The organism is Pseudomonas palmensis (assembly GCF_049942755.1).
GTDB lineage: Bacteria > Pseudomonadota > Gammaproteobacteria > Pseudomonadales > Pseudomonadaceae > Aquipseudomonas > Aquipseudomonas palmensis.
Genome location: NZ_CP187958.1, coordinates 4414683 through 4436099 on the forward strand (window position 1 = coordinate 4414683; position 21417 = coordinate 4436099).

Annotated in this window: 18 protein-coding genes, 2 tRNA genes and 2 pseudogenes; 11 read left to right on the forward strand and 11 right to left on the reverse strand. The window is 55.2% G+C overall.

Annotated elements, in window-relative coordinates:
- Nucleotides 1-38: 38 nt before the first annotated feature.
- From ACPRTJ_RS20390 to ACPRTJ_RS20425, 8 genes are all read right to left on the reverse strand, one after another.
- The gene (locus ACPRTJ_RS20390; protein ID WP_426427239.1) at nt 39-1007 is read right to left on the reverse strand and encodes a glutathione S-transferase family protein; all 969 of its coding nucleotides are present in this window, start codon (nt 1005-1007) and stop codon (nt 39-41) included.
- A 108-nt stretch (nt 1008-1115) separates the two neighbouring features.
- Entirely contained in the window at nt 1116-2111 is a 996-nt protein-coding gene (locus tag ACPRTJ_RS20395) for a glycosyl transferase family protein (protein WP_426427240.1), read from the reverse strand.
- The gene (locus tag ACPRTJ_RS20400) at nt 2108-2443 is read right to left on the reverse strand and encodes a TusE/DsrC/DsvC family sulfur relay protein (protein WP_043860841.1); all 336 of its coding nucleotides are present in this window, start codon (nt 2441-2443) and stop codon (nt 2108-2110) included. Before ACPRTJ_RS20400 ends, ACPRTJ_RS20395 begins: the two co-directional genes overlap by 4 nt.
- Nucleotides 2440-2736, reverse strand: a complete 297-nt coding sequence (gene tusB / locus ACPRTJ_RS20405; protein WP_043860840.1) for a sulfurtransferase complex subunit TusB — start codon at nt 2734-2736, stop codon at nt 2440-2442. Before tusB ends, ACPRTJ_RS20400 begins: the two co-directional genes overlap by 4 nt.
- Nucleotides 2736-3095 (reverse strand): sulfurtransferase complex subunit TusC, encoded by a 360-nt coding sequence (gene tusC / locus ACPRTJ_RS20410; protein ID WP_043860839.1) that lies wholly within the window; start codon nt 3093-3095, stop codon nt 2736-2738. Before tusC ends, tusB begins: the two co-directional genes overlap by 1 nt.
- A complete protein-coding gene (tusD, locus tag ACPRTJ_RS20415; RefSeq protein WP_426427241.1) occupies nt 3096-3488 on the reverse strand; it encodes a sulfurtransferase complex subunit TusD in 393 nt (130 codons plus the stop codon). It lies immediately after the preceding gene.
- Nucleotides 3489-3581: 93 nt separating this feature from the next.
- Entirely contained in the window at nt 3582-4952 is a 1371-nt protein-coding gene (locus tag ACPRTJ_RS20420; RefSeq protein WP_043860837.1) for a nucleobase:cation symporter-2 family protein, read from the reverse strand.
- A 217-nt stretch (nt 4953-5169) separates the two neighbouring features.
- Nucleotides 5170-5841: a Bax inhibitor-1/YccA family protein gene (locus tag ACPRTJ_RS20425; RefSeq protein ID WP_043860836.1), complete on the reverse strand. Its 672-nt coding sequence runs from the start codon at nt 5839-5841 to the stop codon at nt 5170-5172.
- Nucleotides 5842-5962: 121 nt separating this feature from the next.
- Between ACPRTJ_RS20425 and ACPRTJ_RS20430 the strand changes: the two genes are divergently transcribed.
- The 7 genes from ACPRTJ_RS20430 (at nt 5963) to ACPRTJ_RS20460 (ending at nt 15417) form a co-directional block, all read left to right on the forward strand.
- Nucleotides 5963-6071 (forward strand) — tRNA-Ser (locus tag ACPRTJ_RS20430).
- Nucleotides 6072-6094: 23 nt separating this feature from the next.
- Nucleotides 6095-6184: transfer RNA gene (locus ACPRTJ_RS20435), tRNA-Ser, on the forward strand.
- Nucleotides 6185-6402: 218 nt separating this feature from the next.
- A complete protein-coding gene (locus ACPRTJ_RS20440; RefSeq protein WP_100633650.1) occupies nt 6403-7830 on the forward strand; it encodes a tyrosine-type recombinase/integrase in 1428 nt (475 codons plus the stop codon).
- A 149-nt stretch (nt 7831-7979) separates the two neighbouring features.
- Entirely contained in the window at nt 7980-11360 is a 3381-nt protein-coding gene (locus ACPRTJ_RS20445; protein ID WP_100633652.1) for a hypothetical protein, read from the forward strand.
- Nucleotides 11329-11985 (forward strand): hypothetical protein, encoded by a 657-nt coding sequence (locus ACPRTJ_RS20450; RefSeq protein WP_100633654.1) that lies wholly within the window; start codon nt 11329-11331, stop codon nt 11983-11985. The genes ACPRTJ_RS20445 and ACPRTJ_RS20450 overlap by 32 nt, the downstream gene beginning before the upstream one ends.
- An 848-nt stretch (nt 11986-12833) precedes the next feature.
- On the forward strand, nt 12834-13886 hold the full coding sequence (locus ACPRTJ_RS20455; RefSeq protein WP_100633656.1) for a nucleoid-associated protein: 1053 nt from the start codon (nt 12834-12836) through the stop codon (nt 13884-13886).
- Nucleotides 13855-15417, forward strand: coding sequence for a hypothetical protein (locus ACPRTJ_RS20460; protein ID WP_426427242.1), 1563 nt, complete (start codon nt 13855-13857; stop codon nt 15415-15417). The genes ACPRTJ_RS20455 and ACPRTJ_RS20460 overlap by 32 nt, the downstream gene beginning before the upstream one ends.
- Before the next feature lie 304 nt (nt 15418-15721).
- Here the strand turns inward: ACPRTJ_RS20460 and ACPRTJ_RS20465 are convergent, their stop codons facing one another.
- Nucleotides 15722-16753, reverse strand: a complete 1032-nt coding sequence (locus tag ACPRTJ_RS20465) for a hypothetical protein (RefSeq protein WP_100633660.1) — start codon at nt 16751-16753, stop codon at nt 15722-15724.
- A gap of 138 nt (nt 16754-16891) precedes the next feature.
- Here ACPRTJ_RS20465 and ACPRTJ_RS20470 point away from each other — a divergent pair, with 138 nt between their 5' ends.
- Nucleotides 16892-17386 carry a hypothetical protein gene (locus ACPRTJ_RS20470; RefSeq protein WP_100633662.1) on the forward strand — a complete coding sequence of 165 codons (495 nt, stop codon included), beginning with the start codon at nt 16892-16894 and terminating at the stop codon, nt 17384-17386.
- Nucleotides 17387-17758: 372 nt separating this feature from the next.
- A pseudogene (locus tag ACPRTJ_RS20475) lies at nt 17759-17926 on the forward strand (IS5/IS1182 family transposase); the annotation flags it as partial.
- A gap of 177 nt (nt 17927-18103) precedes the next feature.
- Here ACPRTJ_RS20475 and ACPRTJ_RS20480 read toward each other — a convergent pair.
- Nucleotides 18104-18295 (reverse strand): MbcA/ParS/Xre antitoxin family protein, encoded by a 192-nt coding sequence (locus ACPRTJ_RS20480; protein ID WP_100633664.1) that lies wholly within the window; start codon nt 18293-18295, stop codon nt 18104-18106.
- Nucleotides 18296-18461: 166 nt separating this feature from the next.
- On the opposite strand from ACPRTJ_RS20480, the gene ACPRTJ_RS20485 reads away from it, so the two are divergent.
- Entirely contained in the window at nt 18462-19844 is a 1383-nt protein-coding gene (locus ACPRTJ_RS20485; protein ID WP_100633666.1) for a hypothetical protein, read from the forward strand.
- 189 nt (nt 19845-20033) lie between these two features.
- Here ACPRTJ_RS20485 and ACPRTJ_RS20490 read toward each other — a convergent pair.
- Nucleotides 20034-20530: pseudogene (locus tag ACPRTJ_RS20490) on the reverse strand (IS5 family transposase); the annotation flags it as partial.
- Between the two features lie 289 nt (nt 20531-20819).
- On the opposite strand from ACPRTJ_RS20490, the gene ACPRTJ_RS20495 reads away from it, so the two are divergent.
- Nucleotides 20820-21407, forward strand: a complete 588-nt coding sequence (locus tag ACPRTJ_RS20495; RefSeq protein WP_100633668.1) for an ACP phosphodiesterase — start codon at nt 20820-20822, stop codon at nt 21405-21407.
- The last annotated feature ends 10 nt before the right edge of the window (nt 21408-21417 follow it).

Here is a 21417-nt window from a genome sequence, read left to right on the forward strand (position 1 = left end):
GGCCAGCCTTGCTGGCGAAGGGCCCCTTCAACCCCTGATCAAAAACTGGTCTTGTCCCAAATCCCCCGGCCCACCAGCCGCTCCCGATCATGTCGCGCCGCAAAGTCCTGCAATGGCCCCTTGGGCACGATCCCGTTCGGGTTGATGGTTTTGTGGCTCATGTAATAGTGATGCTGGATATGCTCCATGTTCACCGTCTCGGCCACCCCCGGCCACTGGTACAGCTCCCTCAGCCAGTTCGACAGGTTCGGATAATCGGCGATGCGCCGCAGGTTGCACTTGAAGTGCCCGTGATACACCGCGTCGAACCGAACCAGCGTGGTGAACAGCCGCCAGTCAGCTTCGGTCAGGTATTCGCCTGTCAGGTAGCGCTGGTCGTTCAGTAGCTTTTCCAGTGCATCCAGCTCGGCAAACAGCTCGTCGAACGCCTGCTCGTAGGCTTTTTGCGTAGTCGCAAAGCCTGCGCGGTACACGCCGTTGTTCACGGCAGGGTAGATCCGCTCGTTCAGTGCATCGATGCTCGCGCGCAGCGGCTCGGGGTAAAGGTCAAGGCGATTGCTGGTCAGCCCGTCGAAGGCGGTGTTGAAGATACGGATGATCTCGGCCGACTCGTTGTTGACGATGCGTTGTTCCTGCTTGTCCCACAGCACCGGCACCGTGACCCGGCCGGTGTAATGCGGGTCGTCGCGGGTGTAGCGCTGATGCAGGAATTCAAGCTGATCGAGCTTGTCGCCCGTCGAACCCAGGGCTGTGTCGAAGGTCCAGCCGTTCTCGCCCATCAGCCAGCTGACCACCGACACGTCGATCAGCTTGTCCAGGCCCTTGAGCGTGCGAAAGATCAGCGTGCGGTGCGCCCAGGGGCAGGCCAGCGACACATACAGGTGATAGCGCCCGGCGTCGGCTGCGGGCAGCTGATTGCGCCGCTGCGCGTTCTCGCGCTGGAAGGTGCCGTCTTTGCTGCCTTCATACCACTGGTCATGCCAGCGGCCATCGATCAACAGGCCCATGGTGGTCTCCTTGGCGATTCGTTCAACTTGGAGACCAGTGTACGGGTTCAAGTTCGAACCAATGGCGCAAAGCATCGGCCTGTTTGATCGAAAACCCCGATCAGTCGCCTAGCTCAGGCGTTGATCCCACCAGTGCTGCGCCTGCGTGAAGGCGTCCTCTCGGGTTTGCCCCAAGCCGCGTAGCGCCAGCGCCATGCTCGATACAAGAGCCAGTTCACCGTAGCTGTTGCGGGCCTCGCCGCGCCATACTGCCAGCAGGTGCTGCAGGTCGAGGCTGGCCGGCTTCACATGGCGCTGGGCCGACAGCTGCGGCCATTCTTCATCCCAGTCTTGGCCATGGGCAGTGCCGTACAGGTGGCTGGTGGCATCCGGATTGATCTCGATCTCACCGCCGTCACCCTTGACCACAATCGCCGTATCGCCCAGCAGCCGACTGGCTTCGCGGTGTACGGCCTGGTAGCCGGGGTGGAAGATGCTCTGCAGGCCGCACCGCGCCCGCAGCGGGTTGAGCACCCGTGCCAGGGAGTGAATGGGCGAGCGCAGCCCCAGGGTGTTGCGCAGGTCGATCATGTGCTGCAGGCGCGGCGCCCAGTCCTGCAGGGGGATGAACGCGATGCAGTGCTCGTCCAGGGCACTGGCGACGCTGGCCCAGTCGCGGCACAGCGGGATCTGCACCTGTTCCAGCACCTGTTCGGTATACAGGCGCCCGGCGGTGTGAGCGCCGCCGCCGTGCAGCAGGATGCGCACGCCGTTTTTCGCAAGGCACTTGGCCGCCAGCAGAAACCACGGCAGGTGGCGCTTCTTGCCCGCATAGCTCGGCCAGTCCAGGTCGACCGCGATGGGCGGTGCCTGTACACGCTGGCGCACGGCTTCGGTGAAGCCGGCCAGCTCCTCGGGGCTCTCCTCCTTGTGACGCAGCAGCATCAGGAAGGCGCCCAGCTGCGTCTGCTCGACCTTGCCGTCCAGCAGCATGCCCATGGCCTCGCGGGCTTCTTCCCGGGTCAGGCCGCGGGCGCCGCGTTTGCCTTTGCCCAAAATGCGCACGAACTGGGCGAAGGGGTGTTCGGCGGGCGTTTCGAGGGTGAGCGGGGTAGGGGCAGTCATATGCAGTTGGTCGGCTTTGGCAGGCCCGCGAGCTTCGCGGCAAGTTTGGCGGGGGTGCCGTTGAACAGGCGGTTCAGGTGCAGGCTGTTGCCTTTGTCCGGGCCCAGCTTCAAGGCGGTGTACTTGATCAGCGGGCGCGTGGCCGGCGACAGCTCGAACTCCTGGTAGAACTGGCGCAGCAGCTCCAGTACCTCCCAGTGTTCGGGAGTCAGTTCCAGGCCTTCGCGCTCGGCCAGGGCTTGTGCCACGGGCTTTGACCAGTCCTTCAGGTCGACCAGGAAGCCGTCCTTGTCCAGGGCAATGTCGCGGTTGTCGAGGCTCAGGGTGCTCATAGCCAGCTGTTGACCTTGTCGTGGTCCAGCGACAGCTGCACGAACGCCGGGTAGTCGATGGCCCGGGCCGCGTCGCTGGAGATGCCGCGGGCTTGCAGGTCTTCTTCCAGCGCAAACAGCCTTGCGCCCAGGTTGGCTTGTTGCAGCGCCTTCAGCGGCTCGCTGCCGGGCTGCAGCGCGTACACCGCGTCGCCGCACAACAGCAGGCCGTCGTTGCTGCCCAGCAGACGCAGGCAGCTGCTCAGGCGGTTATCGCCGAACGGCGAGTGGGAAATGACGTGCAGGGTGCTCATCAGAGGGTTACCACCTGGTCAAAACGGTCGATCAGGGCTGCCAGTGCAGCGTCGTCGAGTACCTCGACGTCCAGTGTCAGGTGTTCAGCGTCCAGGCCGCGCTCGAGCAGGCTGCGGGCGTCGGCGAACAGGGCCTCCACGCCGAACATCGGCAGCGCCTGGAGGTTGGCCGCCAGGTTCTTCTGTTGCAGCTGTGCCGGTTGCTGCGCAGGTGCCAGCTGAAACACGCCATCATCCAGAAACAGCATGCCCAGCGGCAAGTCGAAGGCGCCGCCGGCCAGGGCGATATCCAGTGCCTCGCGGGCCGACGGGCCGGCCCAGGGGGCCTGGCGGCTGATGATCAGCAATGACTTGGCCATTCAATCGCCTCCAAAGCAGACCAGGCGGTCGGCGGTTTGTGCAGCTTCGTGCAACTGACCCAGGCCCGACAGCTCCCACGGCGCGGGTAGGTTCACCGCGGGGCGTTGATAACGCTGGGCTTCTTCGGCGTTCAACACGCCACGGCGCAGGGCGGCGGCAATGCACACCACTGCATCGAGCTGGTGCTCGGTGACGAAGGCACGCCATTGTGCCGGCACGTCCAGCTCATCCTGCGGCGCGACCACGTTGGCCGAGGCGCTGTGCACGCCATCCTGATAGAAAAACAGCCGCACGATCTCGTGCCTGCTGGCCAGGGCAGCCTGGGCGAACAGCAGTGCACGGCGCGAGGAGGGCGCATGGCCGGGGGAAAATACCGCGAGGGCGAACTTCATGGCAGGCTCTGTCAGCAAAACTGCGCCCATGATAAAGCAAAAAGCCCGCGCCTTGTGGGCGCGGGCCTGTTTGGGGCAGCTTGGCAAGCGGCCTCAGTTCTGAGCTTTGGACTCGGGCAGGAACCAGTTCAGCACCAGCGCACAGATGCCGCCGGTTGCCACGCCAGACTCCAGCACATTGCGCAGTGCCGATGGCATGTGCGCCAGGAATTCCGGCACCTGCGCCACGCCCAGGCCCAGCGCCAGGGACACCGCGATGATCAGCAGGGCGCGACGGTCCAGGCTGATGCTGGCCAGAATATTGATACCCGAGGCCGCTACGGCACCGAACATCACCATCGCAGCGCCACCCAGCACCGGCTCCGGCACCGCCTGAATCACCCCGGCCACGCTTGGGAACAGCCCCAGAATCACCAGCATTGCGGCAATCCAGATACCGATATGGCGGCTGGCGATACCGGTCAGCTGGATCACGCCGTTGTTCTGCGCGAACACCGAGCTGGGGAAGGTGTTGAACACACCGGCCAGCAGCGAGTTGGCGCCGTTGACCAGCACGCCGCCCTTGATGCGTTGCATCCACAGCGGGCCTTCGACCGGCTGGCGCGACACCTTGCTGGTGGCGGTAACGTCGCCGATGGCTTCCAGCGAAGTCACCAGGTAGATCACCAGCATCGGAATGAACAGCGCCCAGGAGAAACTCAGGCCGAAGTGCAATGGCACCGGCACCTGGAACACGGCGGCTTCGTGCATGCCGGTGAAGTCCAGGCGGCCCAGGTAGCCGGCCAGTGCGTAGCCGACGGCCAGCGCGATCACGATCGCGCAACTGCGCATCCACACCACCGGGATGCGGTTGAGTACCACGATGATGGCCAGCACCACGCCGGACAGCAGCAGGTTTTCGCCGTTGGCGAAGGTGCCGTTGGCCATGGCGCCGAAGCCGCCGCCCATGCTGATCAGGCCCACCTTGATCAGCGTGAGGCCGATCATCAGCACTACTATGCCGGTGACCAGGGGGGTGATCAGGCGTTTCACGAACGGCAGAATGCGCGAAATGCCCATCTCAACGAACGAGCCGGCAATCACCACACCAAAGATCGCCGCCATTACGCCTTCTACGGGCGTACCTTGCTTGACCATCAGCGCGCCGCCGGCGATCAGCGGGCCAACGAAGTTGAAGCTGGTGCCTTGCACGATCAACAGCCCGGCGCCGAAGGGCCCGAAGCGTCGGCATTGCACGAAGGTGGCGATCCCGGAGATCACCAGCGACATCGACACGATCAGGTTGGTATCGCGGGCCGATACGCCGAGTGCCTGGCAGATCAGCAGGCCGGGGGTAACGATAGGCACGATGATCGCCAGCAGGTGCTGCAGGGCAGCGAGCAGGGCGATCAGCGGCCGGGGCCGGTCTTCCAGGCCTAGAACCAGTTCATTGGCCTGTTCGGGCGCTTGTTCGAGTGAGCTCATGGGTGTTGCTGCCCCGGGCAGAAAAAAGGAGCGCATTCTACGGCGCGCGCGGGGATTGGGGTAGCCCAGTTTGCCAGCATTATCTGGCGCTACAGCCCGCGGGGCGTAGGGGTCGGCCTTGCCAGCGAACGAGCGCGAAGCCAGCGCCCCTCAAACGCCACCCACAAAAAAGCCCGCCGAAGCGGGCTTTTTCAACACTCAACCAACCAAGCTCGGATCAGTCGTCCCGACCCATCAGCCCGAACAGTTGCAGCAGACTGACGAACAGGTTGTAGATCGATACATACAGGCTGATGGTCGCCATGATGTAGTTACGCTCACCACCGTGGATGATCGCGCTGGTCTGGAACAGGATGCACACCGACGAGAACAGCACGAAACCTGCGCTGATCGCCAGTTGCAGGCCGCTGATCTGGAAGAAGAAGCTTGCCAGCACAGCGCCCAGCAGCACGAAGAAGCCTGCGGTGATGAAGCCGCCCAGGAAGCTCATGTCCTTGCGGGTGATCAGCACGTAGGCCGACAGACCACCGAACACCAGTGCGGTCATGGCGAATGCCGAGCTGACCACTTCAGCGCCGCCGGCCATGCCCAGGTAGCGGTTGAGGATAGGGCCGAGCAGGAAGCCCATGAAACCGGTCAGCGCGAAGGTGGACACCAGGCCCCATACCGAGTCACGCAGCTTGTTGGTGAGGAAGAACAGGCCGTAGAAGCCGATCAGCACCACAAAAATGTTCGGGTAGCCGACGCGCATCTGTTGGGCCACATAGGCCATGACACCACTGAAAGCGAGGGTGATGGCCAGCAGGCCATAGGTGTTGCGCAGGACGCGGCTGACCTCTTGCTGTTCGACCTGCAGGCCGTGGTTGACGGCGTAATCCTGTTCGCGCATGGCGACACTCCTGTGGGTTTGAAACGTTCAGATGCAAAGATCATAACAGAGGCGCGCAGACCAGCCACCTAGAGAGTTTGACAGCTTGTTTCATTTCGGTATTATGGCGCCCGCAATACGAGGAAGCGTGGCCGAGTGGTTTAAGGCAACGGTCTTGAAAACCGTCGATGGGCAACTATCCTAGAGTTCTTATCTAAGGCCCCTTCTAGTTGCATCTTATAGCGCTGTTGTCCAGTCGCGCTACGAACATCCCGGGAAATTGGCAGAGTGGTTGAATGCACCGGTCTTGAAAACCGGCGAACGTGAGAGCGTTCCCAGGGTTCGAATCCCTGGTTTCCCGCCAAACATCAATGAATTAAGGGCCTAGAGCAATCTAGGCCCTTTTTTTTCGTCTCGATTTTCTTAACCCCAACCTCACCAGGCCCACAAGAAAACTAAAATGTGCAACGTTTTGGTTGCGTGTTGTTGCGTCTTGTTGCAGTATCGCCACCCGTTGCAACTGGTAGTTGCACCTTAGGGGTTTGCCCATTCCAGCAAACCTACATCCGAGACGGGGGCTTAATGGCTGCAGTGGTAGATGTGTCGGTCAGCATCATGGAAACGTTTCGCGCCGGAAGGCCAACGTACCGCATGCTTTCTGCTGACGTGGTGACCAGCGAGTTCTTTGACACCTGGATCTTCGAGCTCTCGAAGCGTCAGGCCTGGAACACAGTGAAAGCCTATGGCCCAGCAGTGCTGCTGTTCATCCAATACATCCAGGTGGTTGCCGATCTGAATGGGGGCCTCACGCCTTTGCTTCTGACTGAAGCGATCGAGGGGTACGAGAATTTCCTGGCTTATGGCTCGGGCAGCAGTGTCGAGCTGAGCCGATCCGTCGCGAGGATTTTGGGTGACCGGAAAATGGGGGGTAGCTCGATCCGGAAGCACCTTACTGCCGTCAATAACTTCATCGATGCGAGTGAGACTTTCAGAAAGGCAATCCTTCAGCTCCAGGAGACCGGCTACGTAGGCAAAGATCTCGTTTCAGCGCTGCCGGCAATCACCTCTCAGTACGTAGCTGCACCTACGAAGATCAGCATTGCAATTGGCAACAGTAGCTGGTTGGCAGGATGCATAGCGGGTGGGGCAAAACGGATACGACAGGTGGGGCTGGTCGCCACCTCCAAGCCGTCAACCATGGCACATACTGATAGCTATGGTGGCGATGAAAAAGTCTTTCCGATTGACCTGTGTGTGAAGCTTATCGAGAGCGCGACGTGCCTCAGGGACAAGACGCTATGGTCACTGCTAGCGGCCTGCGGTTGCCGTATCTCAGAAGCGCTGACGATGTTTACGTCTGATGTATGTATCTATCCTGGGAAGCCATTTGACAACTACGTTCAGATCATCGATCCGAACACTCGAATCAAAGAGCTGTCCCGCTTCATGACAGATGTGGCTATCAGCAAGCTGAGCCACAAAGGGCGTTTGCACCCCGAAACCTTCTTGATAGAGCCGTTCGCTTCTCATTTTTGGGTGAATCTGGATCTTTACATCGCCGAGCAGCGTGCTCTGGAAATGAAGCGCCACAGGCCTGTGTCGCATCATTTTCTGTTTAGGAACCTCATCAACGGAGAGGGCATGCCATCCTCCTATCAAGCCGTATGGGAGCGCTTCAACGCAGCCGCTAAAGCGTTGACGGGCGAGAGCTATGGGTTTCATGCTCTTCGCCATATGTATGCGTACTACTTGCACAATCACTGCCCAAATCCTTTCAAACCTGGTGCCTTTGGCTTCGAGCTTGGCGTTGTCCAGAAATTACTTGGGCACTCCTCCGCTACTGCAGTCCAGCGATATGCGCGCAAAGATAGCCACATGCTTCGAGCGTCCATGGCTGCGATGAACCTTATGAGAATGCGAGATGGTACCTTCAATGTAGCTAAGGTACAGATTGAGCATTTGAGGCAGCAAATTGCTCATCTTGAAAAATTTGTAACCAGCGAAGCCTGATCTACCTTTTGGTGCTATTTGGCCCCTGTAAATAACGTCTAGTCAAAAAACGCGCGGAGTATCCGGGCGCACTTAATTAGAAAGTGCGTCCTGTGGGCTTCTCTTGTCCAAAATTCGCTATTTCGTTCTGCTTAAAGAGTAAAGATGGTATGAAGATTTTATACAAAAACTCCATGATGTGGTTGATTCCTGGTTCGGAGATCGCCTCTGCGATTCAAGGCGCTTGCAAAGAGGTCAGAGCTTTCTATCAGGAGCACTCTTCAGGGGTAACTCCCGATGCAACTTATCAGGTTGATAGTTATTTTCAGGGGGCGATGATTAACTTCTCGTTGTGGGAGAAAAGTCATTATCGTGCGCTGGTGAATTGCTGCACTGATGATCCTGATGCGAAATTCGCGGATGTTCATCCCCAGCTGACTTCGTGCACTCCACGGCAAGAACAGGCCCTCGCAAATTTCTTCAAGCTAGTCTTTATTCTCATGTGGTCGAGGAGGCAGGTCATCCTGCCTCTTTCGATGAGGGCCGTAAGCCATCTGGATAGCGTCCTTGAAAAAGTGATCGCATTGGGTGGAGCGCCTGCGCTCCAACAGATACGAAAGAATATGAATCATGACAAGTTATACGCCAGCAAGCACGATCGTCATTTTGACAAGAGCGCTTATACACGTTGGACTAAGCTGTTGCTAAGTGGTCAGGTTTACTGTTCGGATGATTTGACTCGGGAGTACTGTGTTGCGGTTTATAAAGATAGTATTGGGCGAAAAAAGTCTCTTGGACAATACCGTGTGTTGCAGTTCCTGTATTTTTTGGCCGGGGATAACGTTGCAGCTCGGGGAATGGTAGAAGAGGTAGTCGCGGAAGTCAGGAGGGAAATCGACGACATCAATAGAATTGCTCGGGAAAATAGAAAGAAACCTGCAAAAAAGACGGCTGCAGACATCGCGTTTGACGAGGGCGTCGAGTATGGGAATGGCGTTAAGCCCGTAGATCTTGATGCTCTTTTCACTCGTTGCGTCAAGTCGTACATGCTTAAACCTGTATTTGATATGCAAGAGGGTGGTGCGAAGTTTTATGCTAGGTTGCCTGAGAAGGTCAGGGTCTTCTGTGCTGGAGTGGATGCCACCTTCCGATCATTTGTAAAATCGAAGCGGTTGCAAAGCGAAAAAACTCAGATTTTTCTGCTGAATTTGCAGTTGGCATACTTGTCGACTTATCTGCCTAATTTCTTCCTGGCTCGCGATGGAGATCTGCGAGATTACCCGGCTACTTTCAATGATTACGATTGCGTGTTGTATTTTACTCGTGAGGCTAACTTTGTAGATGGGGTTCTTGTGTATGAGAAAGAACCTCCCATGACATTTCTGAAATTTCTTGAGTGCTACGCTAGGTTTAACGATTGGGGGAATGAGTCGTGGTATTCGCGCGTCCTTTGTGCAGACGAGTTTTGTGATTGGGTGCAAGAGCACCGGTTCACCATCCCAAATGCTGATCGTTTTACGAACAATTTTTCGTCAGCCTGCTATCCACCGGTGAGGCGGCGGAGCGGTACAGTCAAACGGCCAATTCCCCGAGCGTACTTTGGTGCCTTTGTGAGTATGCTTTATTCCATGGAATACTTGGTTATGCATCTGAATATGATGGCTGACGGTCAAATGCCAGGGGTCATTCAGGGGGCGCTGTATCAACCTAGTCTAGCCGAACTGCAAGAATCTTCTGAATGGGAGTCGATGTGGGGTAGGGGGGAGGCTCGGGTCACGGTTATTGATCAGAGCAAATTGAACTATTGTCCTATTTTCTACTGCGATGGAAAAATCCATAAGTTTGAATTTCTTCCCCGTTTCTATCGTACGATCGATTATGAGATTGGGGGCGAAGTTGTGCCGAGGATCGTGCCTAATCACGTTCGCCTGACGCAGCTTATGTGTGAGACTGGCCTTCGTCAGAAGCATCTCATCTGGCTTGATAAAGATCGATACGATTGCATGCTGGATCGCAGTAGTGGTAGCCAGCTGTCGCCGCTGTTTGTTAGTAGTGATAAGTCGCATGGCGAATGGACTGCGATTGTTGCTCGTCCGGTGATGGCCATCCTTGATAGGCAAAGGAAATGGTACGGACAGTGCAGTGCGCAAAACTACAGCGAGCCTTTATGGTACGGAAATAAGGAGAGCTCTAAATTTGGCAAATTCAAGCCATTGTTCAGAATGCCACTGGAAGGGCAAAATAGTTGGGCGAGCTATAGATATTATCCTGTGATGCTGTCGATTTTGCAGTGCTTTATCCATAATCAACTCAAAGATCTGAAAGTCCCTGACCTGGTCTTCGTAAGAAGGAGAAATGGTGGGGCTGAGATCCCTATTGTTTACACCGACGAGTTCTTTGCGGGGATCACTGTTGATTCTATGGTCAGTGATTATACGCCTCACGGGCTGCGCGCTGGCTTCGTCTCGGAAGCAGTCAGGTTCCTCCCTGCATGGGTTGTCGGTCAATATATGACAGGTCAGTCCGAGCCGCATGTGTGGTATTACTCTGTATTTGAAGAGGATGACCTTCCGAATCATCAGAAACTACTAGCGAATTATTTGCTGAAAAACACAGAGAAACTCAACGATGCAGAGGCTCCGGAGCTGGCTGCTGCGGTCATCAAGCTCAATGCACGATTAGCTGCTGACATCAAAACTGATCCCGCTCAAGCTATTAAAACGCATGGGCTGATCAGCTTGATTGGAGTGAAGGAAGATCAAAGCGGAATTGAGATTCTAAGGGCTCGTAAGGATACGGTATTTGCCTACAACCCAACTCACATCTGTCCATTCAACAATCGGTGCCCCAAAGAGATTTTGGAGCTGCTGGGGGCTGGCAGGCCCTGTGATATGTGTCATTACGCCATTCGCGGAGTTTGTCACCTACCGGCAATCAGTGCCGAAAAGGACAAATGCAAAGAGTTAATGGCAGAGGTGCTCCGCAAGCTGAAACATTATCGGAGTCTCAAACGCACCGCAGCTGATCGGCAGGTGATCGAGACGCTGAGTGAGGATCACGATAGGTATGCTCGTGAAGCCTTTGCGTACGAGGCTGTCGAGCAGCAGCTGTACCAAATGGCACTCAATGGGCAGGCGAATAAGCTGTTCGTTCCCAGGAAGGATGATCTGTTGACCCACTTCAAGCGGGTGGAGCTCACCGGGGGGGAGCATTTGGTCAAACGGCTCATCGACGTCCAGAATTTTCCGGACGCATCTAGCGCCGATCTGGATACTAAATTCGCCTATCTTCGAGCAATGTTGCTAATGAAGCAGGGGGATCTAGATAGCGTCCTCAATATCAGCGAGCATCCACCAGGCGTGGCGTTAGCTTCGCAAATTGGCAGTATGGTAAATTCACAGGCACTAGACGTTATGGACGTCTTCAAGATCAGTCAGGCGGCAGCCAAACCGCCAGTGCCCGTGAAACCCGATTTGCTAATAACCAATAGGATCGGGCACAGCCAAGTGGAGAAACACGATGCTGAACCCGAAAAAGGACACGTTCGATGAGTATAGGGAAAATCATAGACAACAGCGTATAGAGTTTATTAGAAAGGCACTGATTGTTCTTTCTAATGCTAAGTATAATAATGTTACCAGGTTAGCCAAGGATGTGGCTAAGCTGGTAACGGAGTTTGAGTTAAAAGCGTTCTTCGCTCAGACGGGTTCAGAGCGTGAGGAGCTTTGTAAGCCTGTGAGCCACGTTACGCTGCTCAGGAATACAAGTTACCGTAAGCTACTTGAAGACTTCCTGGGGGCGGAGGCTTCCGTGGAGGCAGTTTCAGGTAGTGTCATAACCGATATAGAAGCTTTGAGGATACGCAATGCGAGCCTTGAGTCGCAGAATTTATTGCTTAAAGAAAAGATTAGAAGCATTGATTTAGTGGCTTTGCCAACGCAGGGAAAGATAGATCAAGCTGTGGTGGATGAGTCTGAGACTTTAAGGCATGCGTTGGTTACATTCTTAAAGATGATTGATGGCATGGTAGAGCAAGCGGCAGATATATATAAAACAGTTCTAGAAGGGGAGGAGTCCGAAAACTTCCCAGAGCCAGGATTTTATGGGCCTTGGGCTAAAATATCGACATTGGATGAGCTTAGAGAGCTAGATAGAATTAGGAAGCGATTGAGTTAAAGAGCATCCAAATTTTTCCCTTTTTTGATTTTGTTCGGAATTTTCCGGGTTTTAGTGTGTCCGCAATAAATCAATGGAGTCAAAGTCAGTTTCCGTTGCTTTATATTTTGTGCTATTAGATATCAAGTGGTTTTCAGAAGATTTAGATGGCGTGGGTGACGGGGCTGCGTAGGTGGAGTGTTTGACTTAATAACATCGCTCCGCTGGATGGTCGCCTTGCCGGTGGTTCTACTGAGTTACATAGTCATTCATAAATAGCGCATTGTTAGAGCGAATTAGGCGTTCGAGGTTAGTCCTTGGTTAAAGCATGATCACTTCACTCACTATCTAATTCTTCATGCTATCCGTCGATTTTCCCAAGCCTTGGCTCGCTTGCTAGATGTCATTGGTGTCAATGATATTTATTAATAATTTCTCTAACTAATTTCTGTTGAGATGCAACATTCTCTAATAGCTCACTCGTTCATCCATTCCGGATCATGTGAATTAGCAGAGTTTCGTCCATTGAGAAACCCAACGCAGAAACTTGTAGCGTTTTGGTACAAATGTACTCTTTATGGAGGAGCCAGGCGGTTGTGAGGATTTCTGGCAGCAAAAGCTGATCGGCTTGGCGACTGTGGGATGGCCTTACGCTGCTTAAGTTGGCTAATGCACCCACAGCGCTGTTGTACTGGCTGCTGGCCATTCTTTCCGGATATGCTCCGGCCACAGCATTACATCCTAGCCCTCCGCGAAAGTGGCCATCGGCCCTGCAGGCTGCAATTGATGCTTAATTGTCGCCTGGGCGCATGCCGAGGCGGGTGGTTCCTCTTCCTGCTCAGGAGGGGGGCAGATTCCATGGAGATGGCATGAGCTTTTTTTCGGACGAAGAGATTGATTCACTCAAGATCACACGGATGATCTTGCATGTCGTGGGTACCAAGGACTTCGCGGCCATGCCAGAGCGGGCTCTGGAGGAGGAAGCGTTCTTCATCGGCAAGATCGTGGACATGGCCACCGCGCCGGTCTTCATGTTCAAAGCGGTATCGGTGACCCGTAACGAGGTCGAGGCGATCGCAAGTGCGGACACGTCCTTCGTGGCCGGCGCTCAGGCCCTAGCCGCCAGTTTCAACCGTGCGCACGTGGGCGGCAGTGCTGATGGCGTTCTGTTGATGTTCGAGCTGTCTGTCGCAGACCCGGATGTGAAGATCTACAGCCTGATCAAGTACGACTACAAGCTTGCGTTGGAGCAGAATGACGGTGCTCCAGGAAAGAAGCTGCGGCGTATCGTGAATGCTTTGGTAGACGAGAAGAAGGCCATTCAGAAAACGGCACTGATTCGGGTGATCAGCGGGGTTGCCGACCAGAACATTTCGGCTACCGATCGCACCAAGCAAGGGGTGGATCTTGCCGACTACTTCGCCGATTTCTTGGCTGTGAGTAGAGCAGTCTCGGACACTGAGCTGAGCGAGATAACCCGCAAAGTCCTAAAGGCTGCGCTGCAGACCTGCATTGAGCACCTGCCCGGTCAGGATATAGCCAAGGCGCTGCAGCGGGCCCAAGCCAACCTGGGCACTCGTCGACGCATTGATGAAGAGGCGATCGTTGAGGCAGTGATGATGGCAGCGGGACATCCTGAGGATGAGAAAATAGCCAACCGCCTGGAGCGTGAGACTCGGAGTCGTGTCAGGAAGAGCAAGCTGCACGAGCTGAGCTTCAAGCCCGATCGCCGGATCCTCCGTCAGCCCTACATGCGCAAGATCGTCACGGCTGAGGGCGTCACCATTCTCTTCCCCGATCGGAAGGAAAACCCCAACGTCCAGGTGATACAGCTCGACGGAGATAAGAAACAAATCATCGTCGATACAGATCGAGTCAAGGAGGACAGCGTTGTCACACCAAAGCCTGGCCAGCCTGCTTAACGAGCTATCGCGCAAGCGTCAGGCGCTAATCACAGAGGGCAACCTTACCCTCATCGTTTCCGACCTATCAGCGGAAACTGCTCGGTCGATCAAGAAAGCCGCTGTCGCTGCTGCCTGGTCATTCACGATCTACGACTGCGCGAGCAGCGAAACTGACGTCGATGACGAGGATGAAGATTTCGGGCCGTTCCGCGTTGAGCTGGAGAAGCCACTTCCGGAAGATCATGTCCAGGAACAGGCCCTCTATGTGGCGACGGAAGTAGGCTTCAAGGCGTTCCTGGTCAATGGACACGCTGCTGCACGTTGGCACCTGCTTGGCCTCACTCAGCCTTTCAATACCAGAGCGAGGGCATATTGTGGTTGGGGTGAAGGGGGCGACTACACCGAATCACAGGCGACCAAGTCACCTCGACTCCTGGTGAAAGAATCAGCGACCCTCCGCAAAGTACCGGAGGATGTGCGCCATTGGTTGCTCGCAGAAGGACACCATCTCGATGAGGCTGATCCTTTACACATGCTCTGGGCAGCGCAGGCGTTCGGTGCCCTCAGCTGTTGCTTTGCGAATGAAATCGACACCAGTGGTAGCAAGCTCACCTTCAAAGGGCCGCCCAAGCTCAACCTGACAATCCCAGCGGCGGTCGAGGGGACTCCATCCATCTCGCTTAAAGACTTCGAGGTTGTCCAGGAAGCAGCGGCATGGGTGTTCGATAACGCGCGGGAAGCAGAGGTGAAGCACATCCTGTTGTCCGCCGAAATCGCGCGCTCCGGTCGGGCGGACGGGGAGGTACAGGAGTACTTCAGGGAGAACCTGGCCGCTGCCTTGGATTGCGCGAGAATCGCTTATCAGATGGCGGTCTCGGAAATCACCAAAGACACACTGAAATCCCTTACAGATCTTCGTAAGGCCGTGACGGAGGAAACGTCGAAGGCCACAGACGCGACTCGCCAATCAATTGCCGCGATCTCCACGGCGCTGACTGTTGCCCTGGGCTTGATTGCCGCGAGGCTCACGTTGCAGATCAACCCGTACCTGATCTCGATCGTAATGGCGGTCGCATTTGGCTACACGGTACTGAACGTGATGTCGGGCCGAAAGTTCATCAGCATCCAGCGAAAGCTGCGTAAGGACTGGCAGCCAAAGCTGTATCGCTTTCTGTCTGAAGCTGAATTCAAGAAAATGGTTGGGGAGCCCATTGAGCAAGCTGAGGGGCTCTTCTACAGGGTCAGTTGCCGAGGTACTGCGATGCTTGGGCTCGCGGCGCTGGGTATTTCTATTTACGCCTTTACCTATAGCGCCCCTGCACCCTCAGCGGCTACGCTCGCCGTTCCATCGCCTCAAGCTCCAGCAACCCCGCATCCGTCTGTCGACGACCCAGCTACGACTCGGCCTGAGATAAAGCCACAACCGAACCCGGAGCAGAAAGAACACGTCCCGTCGAAACCGTTGGAAAAGAGGGAGACCCCCGCAAGGTTTGATCAGGGGATTTTCGCTGCGCGGTCGATTATGCAGAGCTCAGAGAGGGTTACGTGAAAGCCGAACAGTTCTGGGCAGCCGACCGGGCACAAAAACGAAAAAAGCCCCGCTAGGAGCTATCTCAATACGTCACAAACATCCTGTTTGTAGCGCAACTCTACCCAGGCACATTGCAAAGCTGTGTTGCTCGCTAGTTGAAGAGGGAACCGTGGGTTGACGAGCTAGCTGTATGTGCATACAGTGTTAGTGTCAACCACTTTTTCAGTAAGCTCTTCATGGAATGTTCTCCACCCTGCTAGTGGAAAGCGCAGCATTTGCTTGGAAACTTTCCCGAACAAAGCAAATCAGGGCAAGAGTGCAATCAAAACTCTGAAGGCCTCACCAAAACCAGCGACCCCTCATCCTGCTCATACACCTCAGGTATGGCTTCTTCGCCTGGAAACTCCATCGCGACCAAGGCTTTGGCTTGGTGAAAGGCTCTCTGGACGGAATGGCCGAAACCGATCGCTGAGTAGAACTGTGCGGCAAAGAATCGAGCGGGGAGATCTCCCACGTCGCGGTTCATGCCAATCGCTGCCGGTATGTGGCGTATGCATGCTTCGGCCTGGTTGAACGAGTGGCACGTATTGAAGAAGACCAGCTTCAGGTTTTCAGAGCCAATAGCCATAGCGCTTACGATGCCTTCCAAAGGAACATGTTTCGGGTTTCCCTGATCGTCCTGAAGCACCAGCGTGTCGGCACTCGTGCCATGACCACTGAAGTGGACGATGGTTGGCTTGAGCTCGTTCATTGCCTGGAAAACGTCCATGGGCCGCACTGCCCATCGGGTGTGGAACTCAAGCACATCCCTGTGCTCGGATGCCCTGATCTTCTCGCCAATCAAACGAGCTTCCTCATCCAGCAGAAGCCTGTTGCTCTTATCGCTACCGGGGTCTGCGGCAAAGAACACGACCGTGATTTTCTCGGGCAAGGCCTTCAGCTTTTCGATCTCCTTGGCGGTTTGATCGTGGAGTTCTTCATGGCGGGATAGCCCGTCATTGATCTGCCGCATGCGTTGCTCATGTGCTGCGTCAGAGCGTCGCTGTTCACGCTTGAGCACCTCGGTAAGCCGCTGCTCGCTCTGGGTGAGCCGTTTCTGGGCTTCGAAGATTTTTTTCTCCAGTTGGCTGACTTCCGATAGCGCTTTGGTCTGTTCGCTGTCGTAGCGCATTGCATCACGCAGCTTCGATTTCATCGTTGAGACCGATGAGGTTTTGGCCGCAGCTGCGCTGGCGTCGGCGCTTTTCTTGCCCGCGTTTGCTGCTGCCTTGACCTTCTTTACTTTTTCGCCTTGAAGTCTGGCGATGGTGCGCTGATGCTGCGCTATCTGGGTGCGATAGAGGCTGGTACTCATCGGTCAGATCCCTTCTGTTGGCCTTTGGTGCCCGCTGGGGCATTAAAACGCTATCATAGCGGCCTCCCATACGTGCAGATGTCACAGCCTAATGTCACATCCAGTACGCAAGCATGCCAGCAACTTCTGGATGGTCTAATGGACGAAACCATTTCCTACCTGAAAGACAGGTTCAAGGATGAGCAGGAACGCTTCAATCACGTAGAGAACAAGAGCGCTCGTTTTTTCACTGCGGTCTCGATTCTCATCGCAGGCCTCAGCGCAATAGCAGGCCTAAAGAACGGAGTCATCTTTCAGCTCGGGTCTCCCCTGGCCATACTGATTTTCATTGCTTTCGCCGTGGCAGCGTTCGCAATCGCCTGTGCATGGGGGCACGCGCTGAGCGCACTGCGAATCAAGGACTATCCAAACCTGCCGTCCTCCCGACCGACTGGCGAGTACCTGATTGCCGTAGATGAAGAGGCGCAGAAGAAGCACATCTACAACTGCTACATCGATACCTTGGAGTCGCTGAAGGTCACGGTAGCTGAGAAGACCAAACCACTCGATCTGGCATACCAGGAAATCATAATCGGAGCAGGGGCTCTTGCGGCACTTGCTGTTCTAGTCACCTTAAGGGAGCTAATTGCGTGACCGACAACCAGAAACCAAGCAATAACGAACAAACGCGCGTTCCGCCACCTCCGCCCACCACTGAGTATCAACGACGCTCGGAGGAGCCTCCGGTCAATCGCCAAGGCCCTGCAGATCGACGCCGCTGAGGAAGCTCTGCAGCCAAGCAAGCACTGTATGTCGATGCATTGATTGCTCTCCGAGTAGAAGGGAGCGATCTTTTATCTATGAACCAAGGTTTGTCAGACTGCGGCTGTGATTCACCAAAGCAGCGCAGCGGACGGTGCTGACGGTACGAAGCCTAGCTCTAGGGAAACTCCGATCAAGTCAGCACAGGCAGCCTGACCAGTGCTGAAATAGTGCTCCGTTCATCCACGCCAACAAGCCTTGCCCATGAGACAGATGAGCTTCTCCGATTTCGAATACGCCGGTAAGCGCAAGTAAACCCCTCGTGAGCGTTTCCTGGCGGAGATGGAACAGGTCGTGCCGTGGAGCAGGCTGGTCGCGTTGATCGAGCCGCATTACCCGAAGGCAGGTGGCGGTCGCAAACCCTACGCATTACCTCGGTGAAAGGGTAATTCTTGAAAGCAGAGGTTTTGGGGGCGCGTGACGGGCTGTAGAACAATCAGCTGCACCTCCCATGATGAGGGTTTGCCATCGCTCAGGATGTTGGATAGCGGTTACCGTCCGAGCGCTTAGTTGGAGTGATCTCCGAACAGAGGCCTTGCTGAAACGGAATCAGGCTGCAAACCCATGCTCGATCCTGTCCAGTGTTTCCTTTACGCGAAGATACGTAGGCTCGTCTCGGGCATACTCCAGCGCGCTTAGCCCATCGAACGCAGCACGTGGCTGACTGAGCCACACCGCTGATTTGACTTTGTCCCCAAAGACTCGCTCAGTTTGGTCGCGCAGGAGCTCTGAATACGCCATCGTGATTTCCTCCGGGCCTAAATGGTGTGTGCCAAGCGTAGCTGCTGTTCAGTGCGAATACAGCTACGGTCAAGGCATCACAACGGTTAGGCTTTGCCGATCGCGGCGCGACCGTAGCACCACGTACGTTCAAGTTCACTGTCGTCCTCTGCACAAAGGTTCTAGAATGCCCCGAACCCCGTCAAACCTGATTGCGTTACGTGAGCGTCTAGGCGAGATCCTGGGCGAGCAGAAGAATCACTACACCGGTACTCAAATTCCAGGCGTCCTCGCGTCGATAGGGCTGAACGACTACTTGGGCGCACCTTCGAAGCGCGATCACTTTCGTGGCGCTGTGTACGAAGCTTCAGACGAGCAGTTGGTCTTCGCTGCCGGCGCGGCCTTGGCACAACTTGATTTACCGGTCGTGCATCGCGATGAGCTTCAAGAGCTCTACTGGGACGAGGGCTCTCGCCCGGCCATCCCCGCACGGTACCGGCGGGATTTATCCCGGCGACTTGATCAAGAAGCACTGTTTCTCCATGGGGAAGGGTTTCTCACGACCCTTGCGAACTTCTGGCGTATCGATGAGCGAAGCTTGCTGGCAGATTTTTCGCTGGCCCCCAGCCTGCGTGACCATATTGAGCGTCACTGCATCGCCAACGATGATTGGAGCGCCACGACACTCTTTGAAAAGGTGGGCGCCTTCAAATCCACCGATGCCCGTTTCGTGCGATTCATCGAAGCACTGGCTTCTTCCTCGGTGCGCCCCGACGAGGCCGCTCAGCGGGCGTTCATGGATGCAGTGGATGAAGTGTTGAAGCCCTACGGCGTCCATTTCATCGTCACGATTGGGGCTGACGCCTACCTGGAGGGTCAGCTCACGTATCTTGGCGGCAATGCTAAGGCTTCGCCTAAGAACCTTATCTTTGCATCCAAAGCCAAGCCCGACCTGCGCTTCAGTAATGCACTGGACAACGACATTGAAGTGGTCAGCAATGCTGACAAGGTCTTGATGTACGACCGAGCGATAGGGCCGGCGGGGCTGCTTTGGCGTGACCTGCAATCCTGGTTCGAGCACACCCGGGGATTGGCAGCGGGGGAGGGCAAGAAGGCGTTGTATCAACGATTGGGTAACTGTTTACCCAAGTCATCGCCTCCGCAGATTTTGGCCTTTACAAGCTTCTACAAGGCCTTTGATAAAGCTCGAATTCCTGAGCTCCCAGTCCTCTTGCCGGAGGTCTGGTTTTTCTGGGATCCGCAGACGGTCTCTCAACGAGGCAAGGACGCGCTGCTCCGTTCTCGAATGGATTTTCTGCTGTTGCTACCTGGAGGAGTCCGGGTAGTCATTGAGGTCGATGGTGATCATCACTACGCGACTGATGATGGACGAGCCAGCCCCCGCCGCTACTCAGCGATGATGTCGGCAGACAGGGCTCTGAGGCTCGCAGGGTATGAGGTGTATCGATTTGGTGGTTACGAACTCTCCCTGCCGGATGCAGAGGAGCAGATGATCTCCTTCTATCGATCGCTATTCAGGCGGTACGATCTTCTGCCTGTTTCGCAATAGTAAAAGCGTGCTCAACCGATACGGATCATCGTATTGAATGTCGGTGACTCTGGGCGCGCAGGAACTGCTCGACTCAGCAGCGGCCACATAGCGCATAGGCATAGGCTTGAAGGTTGAGCGAGGGTTAGGCAGGGCCGGTTTTAAAACTTTAGAGATCGCCTATCCGGTGCCCTCGCGCAGCCAATACATCTTCGTCTGGTGCATCTCGGGATCGCGCTTGCCGTCCTTGTTTTTTGTCGAACTGGGGGCGTGAATCAAAGTGGCATCGACGATAGTGCCCTGATGCAGCGACAGGCCGTGATCGCCCAGATAGCTATTGATCACACCGAGAATTCCAGTTGCCAGGTCGTGCTTTTCCGGCAGGCGCCGGAGATTGAGAGTGGTGGTTTCGTACGAGATTCGCACAAGGCTCAGGCCAGAAAACTGGCGCAGAATGGTCGTCTCATACAACGCCTCTTCCATCGCCGGGCCGCTGTAGCCGAACCAGCTCTGCATCAGATGTATCCGCAGCATCGCCATCAATGGGTAGGCCGGACGACCACCTTCACCCTTTGGATAATGCGGCTCGATCAGAGTAATCAAACCCTTGCAGGGCACCACCTGATCCCTCTCGATCAGGAATAATTTTTGCGGGTCTACTTGCGCTTGCTGGCGTACTCGGTGTCGGCGAAGGACATCTGTTTCATGATCGAAAGGCTCAGAAACTGGTATTCGGAAATTTTGCCAAATCAGGAGGTCTTTTTCAGAGTTTACCTAGTCGTTTTTCCTGTTGGTCTGAGCTAAAAATGCTGGGTTTTCATAAAAACAATCCAGAAGGTAGTCGTTCAGGTTATTGTGATAATCGACGTGATCGATAGCTAGGTTAGGATAGGGGGTGTACGATACCGACCTGATGGATGAGAGGTTAATCGTTCGGGCTATCGAAATTCAGATCGCTTGGCGCGACTTTATAGGCGAGCACAGTAGGTACTGTTAATGAATTATCTAGCGCATTTGCACTTAGGCGGCCAGGATCCTGACCAACTGCTTGGCAGCTTGTATGGTGACTTTGTAAAAGGGCCGCTGACAGGGCAATTTTCTTTCCAGACAGAGGAAGCTATAAAGTTACATCGAAAAATCGATGTTTTTACTGATGCCCATTCCGTGGTGAGGCGCGCACTTGGACGTTTCCCTAGCCAAAGGCGTCGTTATGCGGGGATCGTGATCGATATGTTTTTTGATCACTGTCTGGCGCGAGACTGGGATCAATATTCAGATGTTGCGCTCGATACCTTTTCACATAAAGTTTACAAAATTTTGGAGGATGAGCCGGTTTTACCTGAGCGTTTGAAGCCTATAGCCCCTCTAATCATTTCCGAGGATTGGCTTGGCGCTTACAGAAATATTTCCAAGATTGGTGAGGGATTACATGTCATTTCCCAGCGATTGTCTCAACCCACGCACTTAATTGGTGCTTACGAAGAAATGATGGATAATTATGACTCCCTGAGCGTGGACTTTAAGGAATTTTATCCCTTGCTCTGGCACTACGCTCGATCCGCCTTATCCAAAAAAGCAGTGTGAGAATTCCCGA

Coding starts and splice junctions, on each gene's coding strand:
- ACPRTJ_RS20440 (WP_100633650.1), top strand. CDS start 6,403: ATGGCTGCAGTGGTAGATGTGTCGGTCAGCATCATGGAAACGTTTCGC.
- ACPRTJ_RS20470 (WP_100633662.1), top strand. CDS start 16,892: ATGGACGAAACCATTTCCTACCTGAAAGACAGGTTCAAGGATGAGCAG.
- ACPRTJ_RS20425 (WP_043860836.1), bottom strand. CDS start 5,841: ATGCGCGAACAGGATTACGCCGTCAACCACGGCCTGCAGGTCGAACAG.
- ACPRTJ_RS20485 (WP_100633666.1), top strand. CDS start 18,462: ATGCCCCGAACCCCGTCAAACCTGATTGCGTTACGTGAGCGTCTAGGC.
- ACPRTJ_RS20495 (WP_100633668.1), top strand. CDS start 20,820: ATGAATTATCTAGCGCATTTGCACTTAGGCGGCCAGGATCCTGACCAA.
- ACPRTJ_RS20420 (WP_043860837.1), bottom strand. CDS start 4,952: ATGAGCTCACTCGAACAAGCGCCCGAACAGGCCAATGAACTGGTTCTA.
- ACPRTJ_RS20480 (WP_100633664.1), bottom strand. CDS start 18,295: ATGGCGTATTCAGAGCTCCTGCGCGACCAAACTGAGCGAGTCTTTGGG.
- tusC (WP_043860839.1), bottom strand. CDS start 3,095: ATGGCCAAGTCATTGCTGATCATCAGCCGCCAGGCCCCCTGGGCCGGC.
- ACPRTJ_RS20390 (WP_426427239.1), bottom strand. CDS start 1,007: ATGGGCCTGTTGATCGATGGCCGCTGGCATGACCAGTGGTATGAAGGC.
- tusB (WP_043860840.1), bottom strand. CDS start 2,736: ATGAGCACCCTGCACGTCATTTCCCACTCGCCGTTCGGCGATAACCGC.
- ACPRTJ_RS20445 (WP_100633652.1), top strand. CDS start 7,980: ATGAAGATTTTATACAAAAACTCCATGATGTGGTTGATTCCTGGTTCG.
- ACPRTJ_RS20455 (WP_100633656.1), top strand. CDS start 12,834: ATGAGCTTTTTTTCGGACGAAGAGATTGATTCACTCAAGATCACACGG.
- ACPRTJ_RS20450 (WP_100633654.1), top strand. CDS start 11,329: ATGCTGAACCCGAAAAAGGACACGTTCGATGAGTATAGGGAAAATCAT.
- ACPRTJ_RS20465 (WP_100633660.1), bottom strand. CDS start 16,753: ATGAGTACCAGCCTCTATCGCACCCAGATAGCGCAGCATCAGCGCACC.
- ACPRTJ_RS20400 (WP_043860841.1), bottom strand. CDS start 2,443: ATGAGCACCCTGAGCCTCGACAACCGCGACATTGCCCTGGACAAGGAC.
- tusD (WP_426427241.1), bottom strand. CDS start 3,488: ATGAAGTTCGCCCTCGCGGTATTTTCCCCCGGCCATGCGCCCTCCTCG.
- ACPRTJ_RS20395 (WP_426427240.1), bottom strand. CDS start 2,111: ATGACTGCCCCTACCCCGCTCACCCTCGAAACGCCCGCCGAACACCCC.